Source organism: Ancylobacter sp. TS-1, from assembly GCF_009223885.1.
Taxonomy (GTDB): Bacteria; Pseudomonadota; Alphaproteobacteria; order Rhizobiales; family Xanthobacteraceae; genus Ancylobacter.
The window spans coordinates 1,946,152-1,959,682 of sequence record NZ_CP045144.1 but is presented as its reverse complement, the minus strand read 5'-3'; the positions used below and the strand labels follow the sequence as shown (position 1 = coordinate 1,959,682).

Sequence of the window (13,531 nt, the reverse complement as noted above, 5' to 3'; positions counted from 1 at the left end):
CCGTGAGTGCCAATCCCGAGGTGATCGTCGTCGGCGCCGGCGCGGCGGGTCTTGCTGCCGGGGCGCGGCTGCGCCAGTCCGGCGTCGACGTGCTGGTGGTGGAAGCCGCCGCCCGCACCGGCGGGCGCGCCTTTACCGATACCGACACGTTCGGCGTCGCCTGGGACCGGGGCTGCCACTGGCTGCATTCGGCCTCGGTCAACCCGCTGCGCGCCGCCGCCGACGAGTTGGGCTTTGCCTATATGGTGCGCGGCAATCGGCAGGCGCGGGCGACCTATCTGGGCGACCGCTGGGCCAATGAGGCCGAGCGCGAGGCGATCTGGCAGGCGATCCAGCACGGCTACGCCGTCGTCCACAAGGCTGGCGAGGAGGGGCGCGACGTCGCCGCCAGCGCCGTGCTCGATCCCGCCGCGCCGTGGATCCGGCTGGTGCGGCACTGGCTGACCCTGCTTTCCGCCGCCGAGCCGGAACGGCTCTCCGCTCTCGACTATGCCGCCTATTCCGACACCGGCGAGAACTGCCCGGTGGAGAAGGGCTATGGCGCGCTCATCCAGGCGCTGGCCGCGCGCCGCGCGCCGGACCTTGCCGTCGTCACCGATTGCCCGGTCGCGCGCATCGACTGGTCGGGCGAGGGGGTGGCGCTGGAGACGCCGCGCGGCACGCTGAAGGCGCGCCTTGCCATCGTCGCGGTGCCGACCACCGTCATCGCGCGCGGCGGGCTGACATTCGCGCCGCATCTGCCGGCGGAACTCGCCGAGGCGTTCGAGACGCTGCCGCTCGGCACCGCCGAGAAGGTGGCCTTCCTGTTCGACCGCGACGTCTTCGGCGTGGCGCCGACCACCTATGTCGACACGATCGACGTGGCGAACCCCGACCGGCGCCCGATCAATTTCGTGGTCAATCCGTTCGGCGCGCCGATGGCCGTCGGCCAGCTCGGCGGCGACAACGCCGCGCGGCTGGTGGCGGCGGGACCCGCGGCGATGCGCGATTTCGGCCTCGCCGCGCTGAAGGATGCCTTCGGCGCCGATATCGAAAAGCATGTGGTGGGGCTCGCCACCACGGGCTGGGTCGCCGACCCGCTGATCGGCGGCGCCTATAGCTGCGCGCTGCCGGGCTTCGCCCATGTGCGCGCGCGGCTTTCCGCCACCCATGCCGCCCCGCTCGGCGGGCGCATCCTGTTCGCCGGCGAGGCGGTGTCGGCGCACGCCTATTCCACCGCCCACGGAGCGCACGAGACCGGCCTCGCCGCCGCCGAGGCGGCGCTCGCGCAGCTGCGCGGGAGATGATGTGTCAACGAAAAACGTTCACCCTGTTCTGCCTCTCCATTGCGCTGTGGATTTAGGGGAAGATGTTAACAAGTTCCCTTGTAAGGCAGAGAAGCGTTGAGCGGCTCGTCGCGAGCGGCAAGGGTGCTGGCTACCTACGCAGGTTTTGGCCAACCCTTTCTTCGTTGCGGCGGCGTTACCCTTGGGTGCGCAACTCCAAGAGGCATGTACGAATGATTATGCCGAAGGTGTCTTATATCGTTGCGCGCACCAAGAATAACGTTATCGGTTGCAATAATGATCTGCCTTGGCGCTTGAGCTCAGATTTACGCCGCTTCCGCCAGATAACCAGCGGAAGCGTTATAATAATGGGACGCAAGACTTTCGAGTCAATTGGCAAGCCGCTGCCGAATAGAGTAAGTATCGTTATATCTCGAAATAATAGTTTTGAGGCCGATAATCTTATCTTTTGTAAAGATTTAAGTACGGCAATTTTTGTTGGAGATATTATATCTAATATACGTTCCATGAAAGAAATGTTTATTATTGGTGGAGAGCAGATATTTAATTCGATGAAGAATTATGTATCTAAGGTCTATCTAACGGAGATCCAAGACGATGAGATCGTTGGAGATTCGTATTTCAATATGGAATTCGGTAAAGGTGATTGGTCGGTAAAACATAAAGAATTTGTAAAACGTAGTGAGCTTGATCAATTTGATTATGAGTTCCGAATTCTTGAAAAAAAGCGGCGACCCATACGGACGAGATCGGCTCTGAATGTCGTCGGCAAGGCGATGCCAGAGGCTGAATTGTTTGATCTGATCAAGCTGCGTTTGCCTGTCAGATAGGCCGACCCTCGACGCTGATCGTCAGCGTCTTCTCCATGTCCTCGACCTCGTCGAGATGGGGGTAGATCGCGCGCGCATTGCGCACGGCCTCCAAAGCCCGCTTCTCGTCGCCGATCTCCTTGCAGATGATGGCGATGCCGGCCCAGGCGCCGTAATGGCGCGGCTCGCGCGCCACCACCTGCCGCAGATCGACCAGCGCGTCGGAGAAGTCCTGCTTGAGATAGAAGATGGTGGCGCGCTTGTTCCACGCATCGAGGTGATCGGGCGAAATGGCGAGCACGCCGTCGAGGAGCTGGATGGCGAGGTCGAAATCCTTCGCCTCGCTGGCGAGGGCCGCGCGGCTCATCAGCAGGTCGGTCGTCTCGCTGCCCGAGGGGGTCAGCGCGATGTCGATGCGCTCGGCGATACCCTTGGCGGATTCCTTGTCCGGTGCCACCTTCAGCGCGGCGAACAGCGCATCGAGGCGCTTGCCGCGGTCGGGCTCCTGAGCGGCGGCGTCGCCGGGCGGCTTGGCAGCCTCGCCGGACGGCCCGGCCTTCGCGGCGGGACGGTCGGGCAGGGCCGCCCCCTGAGCGCGGGCGCCGGAAGGCGCTCCCAGGAGTGGGGCCCCGATCTGGACACCGAGCGAGGCGGCGGCGATGACGAAGACAGCAAAAAGGGCGCGCATGACTCCAGTCTAGGAGTGATGGCGCCCTCGTTCAATGTTGCAGGGCAGCAGGCCGCGAAATCGTGAACGCGGCCGGCGCCGGAAGATCCAGCCTGCGCGGCTCAGCCCTGGCGGGCCTTGAAGCGCTTCTGGGTCTTGTTGATGATGTAGACGCGGCCCTTGCGACGCACCAGACGGTTGTCACGGTGACGGCCGAGCAGCGACTTCAGGGAATTGCGGATCTTCATGACACGTAACCTTCGGATCGACAGCGCTTGCGCATGAGACGGCGCCTCCATGGCCGCGCCCCGATCCGCCAGCTTTAATTCGAGGCCCGGCTGATAGCGGAGGGGAGGGGGCCTTGTCAATCTTGGCACGGGTTTTCCCCGCCACGAAAAGAGCGCGTCATGGCCGGGCCTGTCCCGGCCATCCGCGTCTTTCGGCCGGACGCGGGCGGCGGCGATTGTGTGGATCCCCGGATCAGGTCCGGGGATAGCGTTGTGCGGGGGTAGTGCGACCCGGGTCGCGGCAGGAGGTCTCGCGCCGGCCGAGGCGTTCCGCCACGGCGCCTCACGCCCGCTTGTAGGGCGCCATTCCGGCGCGGGCCAGTTCGTCGGCGCGCTCGTTCATCTCGTCGCCGGCATGGCCCTTCACCCAGTGCCAGCGGATCTCGTGGCGGGCGATGGCCAGTTCCAGCCGCTCCCACAGGTCGACATTCTTCACCGGCTTCTTGTCGGCGGTGCGCCAGCCATTGCGCTTCCAGCCGGCGATCCATTTGGTGATGCCGTTGCGCAGATATTCGCTGTCGGTGTGCAGGTCGACGATGCAGGGGCGCTTGAGCGCCTCCAGGGCGGAGATCGCCGCCATCAGTTCCATGCGATTGTTGGTGGTGGGGGAATCGCCGCCGGAAAGTTCCTTCTCGGCGCCGGCATAGCGCAGGATCGCGCCCCAGCCGCCGGGGCCCGGATTGCCCGAGCAGGCGCCGTCGGTCCAGATCGCGACGATGCCTTTCGGCGTGTCGCTCGGTGCGTCGTCGGCGAAGACGCGCGCGGTGCCCGGCGCCGTCTTCACGCCGAAACGCTTTCGGACACGCCATAATCGCGCGGGCTCGTCACCGAGCGGTGGAAGCGCAGCTTGCGCAGATATTCGAGCGGGTCGTGCGGGCGCACCAGCGCGCCGGGCGGCACGTTCAGCCAGTCGACGAGGCGGGTGAGCAGGAAGCGCAGCGCCGCCCCGCGCGCCAGCAGCGGCAGCGCGGCGATCTCCTCCGCCGCGAGCGGGCGCTCGGCCTGATAGGCGGCGAGCAGCGCGCGGCCCTTGGTCTGGTTGTAGGCGCCGTCGGGCTCGAAGCACCAGGCATTCAGGCAGATGGCGACGTCATAGGCGAGCTGGTCGTTGCAGGCGAAGTAGAAGTCGATCAGCCCGGACAGCCGCCCGTCGGTGAAGAACACGTTGTCGGGGAACAAATCGGCATGGATGACGCCGGCGGGCAGGCCGGCGGGCCAGTTCGCCTCCAGCACTGAGAGCTCGTCGGCGATGAGCGCCGAGAGGCCCGGCGCCACCGTGTCGGCACGCGCCGCCGCCTGATCGTAGAGCGGGCGCCAGCCCTTCACGGAGAGCGCGTTCACCCGGCTGAAGCCCGTGAAGTCGGCGCCGGCTTTGTGCAGCCCGGCCAGCGCGGCGCCCAGCGCGGCGCAGTTGGCGGCGGTCGGCCGGCGCACCGAGGTGCCGAGCAGGAAGGTCGCGATCAGCGCCGGGCGCCCCGCCAGCGTGCCGAGCGCTATCCCCTCGCGATTGCGCACCGGCTGCGGGCAGTCGATCCCACGCGTGGCGAGGTGCTCCATCAGCGCGACGAAGAAGGGCAGGTCGGCCGGGTTCACCCGCTTCTCGTAGAGGGTGAGGATGAAGCTGCCGGCTTCCGTCTGCAGCAGGTAGTTGGAATTCTCCACGCCCTCGGCGATGCCCTTGAAGGCGCGCAGGCGGCCGAGTTCGTAGGTGGAAAGGAAGGCTTCGAGCTCTTCCGGCGAAACGTCGGTGTAGACGGCCATGGTTCAGCAGCGTCCTGGGAAGGGATGTCCGCTCTCCATCTTCTCCACCCTCATCCCCGGACTTGATCCGGGGATCCAGAAGGACTGGGTGCCCGGGTCAAGCCCGGGCATGAGGGAAGAAAGAGGAGCGGCATACATGTGTCGCCTCATTCCGCCGCGTCGGGGCGGAGCTGGCGGGGCAGCGGGAAGAACACATCCTCATGCGCGGTGTGCACCGTCTCCACCTTGAGCGTGTAGCGCTCGGCGAAGGCGTCGAGGATCTCCTCGACGAGGATTTCGGGGGCGGAGGCGCCGGCGCTGACGCCGAGCGAGGAAATGGCGCCGAACAGGTTCCAGTCGATCTCGCCGGCCCGCTGCACGAGCGCGGCGTGGCGGCAGCCCTCGCGCTCGGCGGCCTCGCGCAGACGCTGCGAGTTGGAGGAGTTGGGCGCGCCGACCACGATCATCGCATCCACCTGCGGGGCGACGCGCTTGACCGCTTCCTGCCGGTTGGTGGTGGCGTAGCAGATGTCTTCCTTGTGCGGCGCCACCATGGAGGGAAAGCGTTCGCGCAGGATCGCCACGATCTCGGCGGTGTCGTCGATGGAAAGGGTGGTCTGCGTCGTGAAGGCGAGGTTGCCGGGATCGCGCGGGGTAAAGGTGCGGGCCTGCTCGGCGGTTTCCACCAGTGCGACGGCGCCCTCGGGAAGCTGGCCCATGGTGCCTATCACCTCCGGGTGCCCGGCATGGCCGATGAGCACGACCTCGCGGCCTCTCTTGTAGTGGACGGTGGCCTCGCGATGCACCTTGGTGACCAGCGGGCAGGTGGCGTCGATGGCGAAGAACTGCCGCCGCGCCGCATCCTCCGGCACGGATTTCGCCACGCCATGGGCGGAGAAGATCACCGGCGCGGTGCTGCCGGCCGGCACCTCGTGCAGTTCCTCGACGAAGATCGCGCCCTTCGCCTTCAGCCCCTCGACGACGTATTTGTTGTGTACGATCTCGTGCCGCACATAGACCGGCGGGCCATAGATCTCGAGCGCCCGCTCCACCGCGTCGATGGCGCGCACGACGCCGGCGCAGAAGCCGCGCGGGGCGCACAGGAGAACGCGCAGGGAAGGCTTTTCGGCTGCTGACATCGCCAAGTCCTGAGGGAGCGCGCCCGGAAGGGCGCGCATCCAGAAGGGCCACGCCCCCGTCATGGGTGGCGCGGCCCGCGCTGTCAAGCCAAGGGCCCGACGGCGCCGCGGCTGCGCCTCTTTGAGTTTGCAGGACGACGAGCAAGGGCCTATATTGCCGCCATCCCGGTCATCGCGAGACGGTCCGAGGCTCTGCCCCCCGAAGGGTGGGTTGAGCGCGTGAGGGAGTTTGCGCGGCCGAATGAACCATTCTGGATGGAGACGCGTCCCATGGCGAACGCACCCCTGATGCCGAAGGCCACTGCCGTGTGGCTGGTCGAGAACACCGCGCTGACCTTCGACCAGATCGCGGATTTCTGTAAGCTGCACGTGCTCGAGGTGAAGGGCATCGCCGACGGCGAAGTCGCGCAGGGCATCAAGGGCCTCGACCCGGTGTCGACCGGCCAGCTTGCCCGCGAGGAGATCGAGCGCGCCGAGACGAATCCGAACCACCGTCTGAAGCTGCTGGAATCCAAGGTGCGGCTGCCGGAGCCGAAGCGCCGCCGCGGCCCGCGCTACACCCCGGTTTCCAAGCGCCAGGATCGCCCGAACGCGATCCTCTGGCTGCTGCGCAACCATCCCGAGCTCAAGGACAGCCAGATCATGCGGCTGGTGGGCACCACCAAGACCACCATCGAATCGATCAAGGAGCGCACCCACTGGAACGCGCAGAACCTGACGCCGATGGACCCGGTCACGCTGGGCCTGTGCTCGCAGATCGACCTCGACATCGAGGTGCAGCGTTCCTCCAAGGACCGCCCGGCCACCGCCGCCTCGCATGAGCACGAGGCGACGCTGCTGCCGGTGGACGTGTCGACCGGCGAGGCGCCCGAGCCCTTCACCCCCGCGCGCAAGCCGCGCGAGGAGGCGATCGACCTCGAGACCGTGTTCGCCAAGCTCGGCGGCTCGCGCAAGAGCGAGACCGACGACGAGGAGTGAGCGCTCCGGCCGCCCTGCGGCGCGGAACCGTCCAGACATGAAAAAGGCCCGGCGCGGCGTCCCGCTCCGGGCCTTTTCCGTTCAAGGACCGAAGACTACGCCGCCGATGCCTTGGCGAGGCCGCGCGCGTGCAGCGCGGCGGCGATCTCGTCCAGCACGGCGGGATCGTCGATGGTCGCCGGCATGTTCCAGCTCTGCGCGTCGGCGATCTTCTTCATGGTGCCGCGCAGGATCTTGCCCGAGCGCGTCTTGGGCAGCCGGTTCACCGTGATGGCGAGGCGGAAGGCGGCCACCGGGCCGATGCGCTCGCGCACCAGCGCGACGATCTCCTTCTCGATGTCGGCCGGCGAGCGCGACACGCCCGCCTTGAGCACGACGAAGCCGCAGGGCACCTCGCCCTTCAGCTCGTCATGGATGCCGATGACCGCGCATTCGGCGACGTCGGCATGGGCGGCCAGCACTTCCTCCATACCGCCGGTGGAGAGGCGGTGGCCGGCGACATTGATGATGTCGTCGGTGCGACCCATGATGAAGAGCTGGCCGTCGGCGTCCTTGAAGCCGGCATCGGCGGTCTTGTAGTAGCCGGGGAACTCGACGAGGTAGCTCTCACGGAAGCGCTCGTCCTGCTGCCATAGCGTCGGCAGGCAGCCGGGCGGCAGCGGCAGCTTGATGGCGATGGAGCCCATGCGGTCGGCCCCGACCGGGTGGCCGCCCTCGTCGAGAATGTCGACCTGGTAGCCGGGCATCGGCACGCCGGTCGAGCCGACGCGGATCGGCAGCGCCCCGAGGCCGACCGGATTGCCGGCGATGGCCCAGCCGGTCTCGGTCTGCCACCAGTGGTCGACCACCGGCACGCCGAGTTTGTCCTGCGCCCATTCCACCGTGTCGGGATCGGCGCGCTCGCCGGCGAGGAAGAGGGTGCGCAGCGATGAGCGGTCATAATCGCCCATCAGCCGGCCTTCCGGGTCTTCCTTCTTGATGGCGCGCAGCGCGGTCGGCGCGGTGAACAGCGCCGCGACCCTGTATTCCTCGATCACCCGCCAGAAGGCGCCGGCGTCGGGCGTGCCGACCGGCTTGCCCTCGTAGAGTACGCTGGTGCAGCCGGCGAGCAGCGGCGCGTAGACGATGTAGGAATGGCCGACCACCCAGCCGATGTCCGATGCCGACCAGAACACCTCGCCGGGGGCGACGTCGTAGAGACCTTCCATCGACCAGCGCAGCGCCACCATGTAGCCGCCTGTGTCGCGCACGACGCCCTTGGGCTTTCCGGTCGTGCCCGAGGTGTAGAGGATGTAGAGCGGCTCGGTCGCCTCGACCGGCACGCATTCGCTCGTCGTGCCGGCGGCGAGGGCGTCGGCCCGGAGCGTCGCCCAGTCGTGGTCGCGGCCGGGTACGAGCTTCGCCTCCACCTGCGGGCGCTGGAAGATCACGCAGGCGTCGGGTTTGTGCTTCGCCATGGTGAGGGCGAGGTCCAGCAGCGGCTTGTAGTTGACGATGCGCGAGGGCTCGATGCCGCAGGAAGCTGAGAGCATCACCTTCGGCTGGGCATCCTCGATGCGGCTGGCCAGTTCCGCCGCCGCAAAGCCCCCGAACACCACGGAATGGATGGCGCCGATGCGCGCGCAGGCGAGCATGGCGAACACCGCCTCCGGGATCATCGGCATGTAGATGACCACGCGGTCGCCCTTGCCGACGCCCAGGTCGCGCAGCACGCCGGCGAGCACGCTCACCTCGGTCTGAAGCTCGCCATAGGTGACGGTGCGCTTGGCGCCCGCCACCGGGCTGTCATAGAAGATCGCCGGCTGGTCGCCGCGCCCGGCGGCGACATGGCGGTCGACCGCGTTGTGGCAGACATTGGTGACGCCCCCGGGGAACCAGCGGCCATAGATGCCGTGCGCCGGATCGAAGGCGCGCGCAGGTTCCTCGAACCAGTCGATCGCGCGCGCGGCCTCGCGCCAGAATCGTTCCGGATCCTGGATCGACTGAGCATGGATCTCGGCATAGTGGCTGACCGAAGCGGTCATGGCGGGCGTCTCCCAGACTATCATTATTGTTGCCCGGAATTTTCCGGCCTCTCACCCGCGCTGGCAAGAACGCTCAATTGCTTACGCCCTTCGTCGGGTGAAGGGGGTGGCGCGTTCCGGACCGGATGGTTCGTCGTGTTGACAGGGACGGAGGGTGTTTCTAACGTTCGCGATTGATTGCTGGGGGCATGCTGGTGACTGACAAGCGTTCTTACGTGACGCCGCTTCTACGGAAGCGGGACAAGCTGGCAGGGCTGGTGGCCCAGGTCGTGGTTTCGGGCTTCATTCCGGTTCCTGTTCCGGTGCCCGTGCCCGTGCCGCCGCCTTCTCCTCCCCCGCCGTAATCGGCAGGCACCCGATGCGCCGTCCGGCTGCCATGGCGCCCGCCGGACGTCCGCTCCCCGTGCGTTCGGATTTGAATCGGGTGGACAGACCCCGTACTTCTTCACGCCGATCGGCGCATATGCGCCGTTCTTGCTGCTATGCGGGCGATCGCTGCGCGCGTGATCCGAGGATCGGTTTGCAGGGCGGGCTTCGCTCATGAAACTGGTGGCTTACGCGATCGGCAACGGCGTCGAGATCGTGGCGGCATCTCCCGAGCGGGACTGGATGGACGCGGCGCGCGAACGCGCGCCCTATCGCTGCCTGCCGCTGGCGATCGCCAACACGCATGGATGGGAACTGCGCAATCCGGTCGGCTTCTCCGCCATGTGGGGAGGCACTCCCGGCATCGACGACATTGTGGTGATGCCGGATGGCGAGGGCTGCATCGCGCGCAGCCATTTCGGCGAGGGCGTGCTCACCTTCACTGTCCCGTTCATCTTCCGCACGCCGCCGGAGATGGACCTCATCGTGCAGGGGCCGATCAACCGGCCCAAGGACGCCATCTCGGCGCTGACCGGCGTGGTCGAGAGCGACTGGATTCCCTACACCTTCACCATGAACTGGAAGTTCACCCGGGCCCGCACGGCGGTACGCTTCGGCGCGGGCGAGCCGTTCTGCCACATCTTTCCCGTGCGCCGGGGCGACGTGGAAGCGATGCAGCCGGAAATCCGCCCGCTCGCCGACGACCCCGATCTCGATCGTCGCTACCGGGAATGGAGCGCGTCCCGCGACCGGTTCCAGGCCGATCTCGCTGTGCCGGGTTCCGCGGCGGCCAAGGCCGGGTGGCAGAAGCACTATCAGCACGGCCGCGATCTCGACGGCCCGGCGGCGCCGTCCTCGCACCGCACGCGCGGTCGGCCGAGGCCGTTTCGCAAGCCGGGATAGAGCCCACCCGGGATAAAGCCCGCGCCAACGGTCCCGGGCGCGGCGGCTTGCCCGGCGTAAACGAGCCGGCCAGGTCGCCCCGACCCGGCCGGCAGTTTCGCTTCAGGGGATATTATGGCGGGCCGGGCCCGCGGTTCACGCGGCTGTGCCGGGAGGAGGAGTCCCGGTGGGGCCTCAGTGGAGGGTGGCCCCCTTCAGGCGCGTGATCTCGTCCTTGAGAAGAAGTTTGCGCCGCTTGATGTCGGCGATGCGTACATCGTCGGCAGAGGGGCGAGTGACCTCTTCCCGCAGTTCCCTTTCCAGTGCCTGGTGACGCCGTTCCAACTCCGCAACATGCGCCTGCATGGTCATGGACAGTCTCTCCTGTCTTCCGAAGTGAACGTCATCAGTCTGTCACGACCGCCCCCCTCTGTCGACGAAACGATGCGCTGCGCTGCACTATGGTAGCCTGCGGTGGAGAGGCGGCGGAGCCAGTTGCAGCCGGCCGCGAGGGCGGCGATACTTCGTTCCAACCCCTGCGCAAGGCGGGGCGAGTCGGGATTGGTTCGAGCGTTTGGCACAGATGACGGCGGATGAGGAACGCGAGCTCCAGGACCTCCTCGAGCGCCTGCGGCAGGAACATCGCGATCTGGACGTGGCGATCGAGGCGCTGCACGAAATGCCGGGCAGCGACCAGCTGCAGATGGCGCGCCTCAAGAAGCGCAAGCTGATGCTGAGGGATCGCATCGGCTATATCGAGGACCAGATCTGCCCCGACATCATCGCGTGAGCGACGGGTTTCGCAGGATAGCGGCGCGCCGGGCATGGCCCGGAACGAAAATGGCCGGGACACGCCCGGCCATCGGTTCGCGCGTTACGCGGACGCTTCCGATCAGAACTGCGTGAGCAGCACGTCGGCGTTGGTCTTATCGGCCTTGCTCGGCACGTCCTCGACATTGAGGATCAGCACCTCGCCGTCGTCGACCAGCATCGAATAGCGCTTGGAGCGCACGCCGAGGCCGGCCGCCGAGGCGTCGAAGTCGAGGCCGAGCGCCTTGGCGAACTCGGCATTGCCGTCCGACAGGAACACGATCTTGCCGCCGGCGTTGGAGGCCTTCTCCCAGGCCGCCAGCACGAAGGGATCGTTCACCGCCGTCACGGCGATGGTGGTGATGCCCTTGGCGAGGAACTCCTCGGCGCGAGCGATGAAGCTCGGCAGGTGGTTCTTGTGGCAGGTGGGGGTGAAGGCGCCGGGCACGGCGAACAGGACGACCTTCTTGTTCTTGAAGATCTCGTCCGTCGACTTCGGCACCGGGCCGTCCTCGGTGGCGACGCGGAAAGTGACGCTCGGCAGCTGGTCGCCGACCTTGATCGTCATGATGGTGTCCTTTCGTGCGGGTGGAAGCGGGTGGGCAACGGAACCCGCCGCAAGGCCGCGCATAAGGGCGCCCGCCGTGACCGGCGGGTCCGGTCGCGGGGTAGAATAGTCATTTCCCGCGTGTCGGGAAGCCGTATCAGCGGACGGAAAGCGGAGAGTCCACCTCGATCGCACGGTCGCCGTCGATCAGGGTGAAGCGCAGCCGCGCGGAGGCGATATCCGCGCCCTTGGGAACGCCGTCGAGCGGCAGCACGAAGGTGGTGCGCCCGTCCGGCCCGGTCTCCCGGCTCGGCAGCGGCAGGGCCCAGTCCTCGTTCGGGCCCTCGACAAAGAGGTCGGCCTGCCCGGCGTCGCCCACCTGCGTCTCGACACGGATCGAGGCGCCGTCCGCGCCGGTGTGCAGTTCGGCGACGGCGATGCCGGGGCTGCCGGCCGCGCCGAGCGTGGCGGGGCGCGGCACGCTCGCCAGCGCCGCGACAAGCGCGGGCGGGGAGGGGGCGGCGCCCTCCGCCGGCACGTCGAGGGTGAGCGCGGCGGAGGCCGGCTGGCAGATCTTGCCGCAGATGGCGAAGTCGAGAGCGAGCCGAAGCTCGACCGGCTTGCCGGCCTCGCGCGGCGTGACACGGAACGGGATGACGACGTCGCTCTTGTAGCCGATCGACATCGAGCCGCCGTCGTCGAAGCGCACCGGCGCGGGCCACAGCACCTCGACCCGGCCGACATTGCGCGAGCCGCTCCAGTCGAAATGCGGCGGGATTCCGCTGTCGCCGGGGTAGCGCCAATAGGTCTTGGAGCCGGGCGCGAGACGTATCTCGACCCCGCCGGTCACAGCCCCGGCCTCGGAGGCGCCGGCCATCAGCCGCGCCGAGGTGCCGCCGGTCGCCGACCAGGGCGAGAACAGCTCGGCGCACGCGCCGGTGGCGAGGAGCGGAGACGCCGCGAGGGCGCAGAGAGCGGCGATGCGAAAGCTGGAAATCATGTCATTGGCGATAGCCGTTCCCGCCGGAATCGAAAAGCGGCGGGAGGCGCACTTTCATGTGAGGGTGCCCGCCGTGCCCGACTTGCGCGCCGGAGCGGGGTTGAAAATGCGCCCACGGGGTTTACGCTTTCCTGCATGTGGATCGGACGAGAACGCGGATCGGGTTCCGGTGCGGCCGCCGGCGGGACCTTTCTCGACGGGCAATTGCTGGTCGCCATGCCCGGCATGCGCGACGAGCGTTTCGCCCGCGCGGTGATCTATCTGTGTGCCCATTCCTCGGAAGGAGCGATGGGGATCATCGTCAACCAGCCCGCCCATCACATCAAATTCAGCGACCTTCTGGTGCAGCTCGACGTCATCCCGCAGGAGGAGCGCATCCGCCTTCCCTCCAGCGCCGGCGAGGTGAAGGTGCTGCGCGGCGGGCCGGTGGAGACCGGGCGCGGCTTCGTGCTGCACAGCGCCGACTTCGTGATTCAGGATTCGACATTGCCGATCGACGACGGCATCTGCCTGACCGCCACGCTCGACATATTGAAGGCCATCGCCGGCGGCGGCGGCCCGGCTAATGCACTGCTGGCGCTCGGCTATGCCGGCTGGGCGCCGGGCCAGCTCGAAAACGAGATCCAGCAGAATGGCTGGCTGCATTGTCCGGCCGACCAGACGCTGGTGTTCGATGCCGAGGCGGCGGCGAAATACGACCTCGCCCTTCGCAAGATCGGCATCGATCCCGGCATGCTGTCCACCGAGGCCGGGCACGCCTGAACGGGGCAGGCCGGCGTCCGTGCTGCCCGGCGAGCGCCGCCGGGCTCCTTCCGCAACCTCTTCCTAAACCTCTTGCAGCGCCTCAGCGCGAGGACGTGCCGTCCGGGTCCGATGCGGCCGGGGTCGGTGCAGGCGCGACCGTCGTCGTGCCGGAGGGGGGCGTGCCCGCGGGGCGCGGGGTCTGGAGAGAGGCCTGCCGGGCAAGCTGCTGCGGCTGGGCGGCCGGTGCCGGGC

At 67.5% G+C, this 13,531-nt stretch carries 15 protein-coding genes; 6 read left to right on the top strand and 9 right to left on the bottom strand.

The features are described from left to right. The first annotated feature begins 2 nt into the window (after positions 1-2). Together GBB76_RS09375 and GBB76_RS09370 are read left to right on the top strand one after the other, a co-directional pair. Positions 3-1,286, top strand: a complete 1,284-nt coding sequence (locus tag GBB76_RS09375; RefSeq protein WP_246669089.1) for an NAD(P)/FAD-dependent oxidoreductase — start codon at positions 3-5, stop codon at positions 1,284-1,286. A 212-nt stretch (positions 1,287-1,498) separates the two neighbouring features. Then, positions 1,499-2,116 (top strand): dihydrofolate reductase, encoded by a 618-nt coding sequence (locus tag GBB76_RS09370; RefSeq protein WP_162375535.1) that lies wholly within the window; start codon positions 1,499-1,501, stop codon positions 2,114-2,116. Here the strand turns inward: GBB76_RS09370 and GBB76_RS09365 are convergent. The 5 genes from GBB76_RS09365 to ispH form a co-directional block, all read right to left on the bottom strand. After that, a complete protein-coding gene (locus tag GBB76_RS09365; protein ID WP_152303065.1) occupies positions 2,109-2,783 on the bottom strand; it encodes a tetratricopeptide repeat protein in 675 nt (224 codons plus the stop codon). The two genes, GBB76_RS09370 and GBB76_RS09365, sit on opposite strands and share 8 nt — an antisense overlap. A gap of 101 nt (positions 2,784-2,884) precedes the next feature. Further along, positions 2,885-3,010: a type B 50S ribosomal protein L36 gene (gene ykgO, locus GBB76_RS09360; protein ID WP_013167868.1), complete on the bottom strand. Its 126-nt coding sequence runs from the start codon at positions 3,008-3,010 to the stop codon at positions 2,885-2,887. A 322-nt stretch (positions 3,011-3,332) separates the two neighbouring features. After that, a complete protein-coding gene (rnhA, locus tag GBB76_RS09355) occupies positions 3,333-3,833 on the bottom strand; it encodes a ribonuclease HI (protein WP_152303064.1) in 501 nt (166 codons plus the stop codon). Further along, positions 3,830-4,810 (bottom strand): homoserine kinase, encoded by a 981-nt coding sequence (locus GBB76_RS09350; RefSeq protein ID WP_152303063.1) that lies wholly within the window; start codon positions 4,808-4,810, stop codon positions 3,830-3,832. The genes rnhA and GBB76_RS09350 overlap by 4 nt, the downstream gene beginning before the upstream one ends. Before the next feature lie 146 nt (positions 4,811-4,956). Next, the gene (gene ispH, locus GBB76_RS09345; RefSeq protein WP_152303062.1) at positions 4,957-5,928 is read right to left on the bottom strand and encodes a 4-hydroxy-3-methylbut-2-enyl diphosphate reductase; all 972 of its coding nucleotides are present in this window, start codon (positions 5,926-5,928) and stop codon (positions 4,957-4,959) included. A 270-nt stretch (positions 5,929-6,198) separates the two neighbouring features. Between ispH and GBB76_RS09340 the strand changes: the two genes are divergently transcribed. Next, on the top strand, positions 6,199-6,906 hold the full coding sequence (locus GBB76_RS09340) for a DUF1013 domain-containing protein (RefSeq protein ID WP_152303061.1): 708 nt from the start codon (positions 6,199-6,201) through the stop codon (positions 6,904-6,906). A 95-nt stretch (positions 6,907-7,001) separates the two neighbouring features. Here the strand turns inward: GBB76_RS09340 and GBB76_RS09335 are convergent, their stop codons facing one another. Continuing rightward, on the bottom strand, positions 7,002-8,930 hold the full coding sequence (locus GBB76_RS09335) for a propionyl-CoA synthetase (RefSeq protein WP_152303060.1): 1,929 nt from the start codon (positions 8,928-8,930) through the stop codon (positions 7,002-7,004). Between the two features lie 540 nt (positions 8,931-9,470). Here GBB76_RS09335 and GBB76_RS09330 point away from each other — a divergent pair. Further along, complete coding sequence (locus GBB76_RS09330; RefSeq protein WP_152303059.1) at positions 9,471-10,199, top strand: DUF6065 family protein; 729 nt, start codon at positions 9,471-9,473, stop codon at positions 10,197-10,199. A gap of 174 nt (positions 10,200-10,373) precedes the next feature. Here GBB76_RS09330 and GBB76_RS09325 read toward each other — a convergent pair whose 3' ends face one another. After that, positions 10,374-10,550, bottom strand: coding sequence for a YdcH family protein (locus tag GBB76_RS09325; RefSeq protein ID WP_152303058.1), 177 nt, complete (start codon positions 10,548-10,550; stop codon positions 10,374-10,376). Between the two features lie 211 nt (positions 10,551-10,761). On the opposite strand from GBB76_RS09325, the gene GBB76_RS09320 reads away from it, so the two are divergent. Next, complete coding sequence (locus GBB76_RS09320) at positions 10,762-10,968, top strand: YdcH family protein (RefSeq protein ID WP_152303057.1); 207 nt, start codon at positions 10,762-10,764, stop codon at positions 10,966-10,968. 102 nt (positions 10,969-11,070) lie between these two features. On the opposite strand, the gene GBB76_RS09315 is transcribed toward GBB76_RS09320, so the two are convergent. Then, the gene (locus GBB76_RS09315) at positions 11,071-11,556 is read right to left on the bottom strand and encodes a peroxiredoxin (RefSeq protein ID WP_152303056.1); all 486 of its coding nucleotides are present in this window, start codon (positions 11,554-11,556) and stop codon (positions 11,071-11,073) included. A gap of 136 nt (positions 11,557-11,692) precedes the next feature. Further along, the gene (locus GBB76_RS09310; RefSeq protein WP_152303055.1) at positions 11,693-12,535 is read right to left on the bottom strand and encodes a protein-disulfide reductase DsbD domain-containing protein; all 843 of its coding nucleotides are present in this window, start codon (positions 12,533-12,535) and stop codon (positions 11,693-11,695) included. A 135-nt stretch (positions 12,536-12,670) separates the two neighbouring features. Here GBB76_RS09310 and GBB76_RS09305 point away from each other — a divergent pair, with 135 nt between their 5' ends. Beyond that, positions 12,671-13,297: a YqgE/AlgH family protein gene (locus tag GBB76_RS09305; RefSeq protein WP_152303054.1), complete on the top strand. Its 627-nt coding sequence runs from the start codon at positions 12,671-12,673 to the stop codon at positions 13,295-13,297. The last annotated feature ends 234 nt before the right edge of the window (positions 13,298-13,531 follow it).

What these genes read in the sequence shown, in the direction of transcription:
- GBB76_RS09315 (WP_152303056.1), bottom strand. Translation starts at nt 11,556, where the DNA reads ATGACGATCAAGGTCGGCGACCAGCTGCCGAGCGTCACTTTCCGCGTC.
- GBB76_RS09320 (WP_152303057.1), top strand. Translation starts at nt 10,762, where the DNA reads ATGACGGCGGATGAGGAACGCGAGCTCCAGGACCTCCTCGAGCGCCTG.
- GBB76_RS09330 (WP_152303059.1), top strand. Translation starts at nt 9,471, where the DNA reads ATGAAACTGGTGGCTTACGCGATCGGCAACGGCGTCGAGATCGTGGCG.
- GBB76_RS09350 (WP_152303063.1), bottom strand. Translation starts at nt 4,810, where the DNA reads ATGGCCGTCTACACCGACGTTTCGCCGGAAGAGCTCGAAGCCTTCCTT.
- GBB76_RS09305 (WP_152303054.1), top strand. Translation starts at nt 12,671, where the DNA reads ATGTGGATCGGACGAGAACGCGGATCGGGTTCCGGTGCGGCCGCCGGC.
- GBB76_RS09340 (WP_152303061.1), top strand. Translation starts at nt 6,199, where the DNA reads ATGGCGAACGCACCCCTGATGCCGAAGGCCACTGCCGTGTGGCTGGTC.
- GBB76_RS09325 (WP_152303058.1), bottom strand. Translation starts at nt 10,550, where the DNA reads ATGACCATGCAGGCGCATGTTGCGGAGTTGGAACGGCGTCACCAGGCA.
- GBB76_RS09335 (WP_152303060.1), bottom strand. Translation starts at nt 8,930, where the DNA reads ATGACCGCTTCGGTCAGCCACTATGCCGAGATCCATGCTCAGTCGATC.
- GBB76_RS09310 (WP_152303055.1), bottom strand. Translation starts at nt 12,535, where the DNA reads ATGATTTCCAGCTTTCGCATCGCCGCTCTCTGCGCCCTCGCGGCGTCT.
- ykgO (WP_013167868.1), bottom strand. Translation starts at nt 3,010, where the DNA reads ATGAAGATCCGCAATTCCCTGAAGTCGCTGCTCGGCCGTCACCGTGAC.
- ispH (WP_152303062.1), bottom strand. Translation starts at nt 5,928, where the DNA reads ATGTCAGCAGCCGAAAAGCCTTCCCTGCGCGTTCTCCTGTGCGCCCCG.
- GBB76_RS09370 (WP_162375535.1), top strand. Translation starts at nt 1,499, where the DNA reads ATGATTATGCCGAAGGTGTCTTATATCGTTGCGCGCACCAAGAATAAC.
- GBB76_RS09365 (WP_152303065.1), bottom strand. Translation starts at nt 2,783, where the DNA reads ATGCGCGCCCTTTTTGCTGTCTTCGTCATCGCCGCCGCCTCGCTCGGT.